Annotated in this window: 1 protein-coding gene; it reads left to right on the plus strand. The window is 67.5% G+C overall.

The features are described from left to right. Positions 1-507 (plus strand): hypothetical protein (locus MOV75_RS41575; protein WP_247008692.1); only part of this gene is annotated, 507 nt, incomplete at both ends.

Raw genomic sequence — 507 nt, forward strand, 5'->3', positions numbered from 1 at the left:
AGCCTGCAGTCCGAGCCGCTGCTGGCGCGCCAGGTCACCTTGCTGGGCGCGCTGCTCACGATCAAGCAGGCGGTTCTGCGTCTGGAGCATCCGTTGCTGCTGACGTTGCGCCTGCGCACCTTCCGGCTTTTGCGACTGCAATTGCTGCACGCGCTGCTGCAGGCGTTCGATGCGGGTCTGGCGCTCCGTCGTCTGGCGCGACAGCATCTCGCGCTGTCGCTGCTCGACGTGCTGCGAGCGCTGTTGGACGCGCTGCTCGCGCTCAAGAAGGCGGCTCTGCGACTGCAGCAACCGTTGCTGCTGGTCTCGTGCCCTTGTGCCTTCCGGCTTCTGCGATTGCAATTGCTGCACGCGTCGCTGCAAGCGGTCGATGCGGTCTTGGCGTTCTGCGGATTGGCGCGAAAGCATCTCGCGCTGCGGTCCCGATCGCTCGCTCACGGCCGGGGGTGCACTTGGGCGAGAAGGGGCGGCGATATGCGGTGTGGCCCGCGGCGCCATGGCCGGACG

Origin of the sequence: Bradyrhizobium sp. PRIMUS42 (assembly GCF_023006515.1) — a bacterium.
In the GTDB taxonomy this organism is placed as follows: domain Bacteria; phylum Pseudomonadota; class Alphaproteobacteria; order Rhizobiales; family Xanthobacteraceae; genus Bradyrhizobium.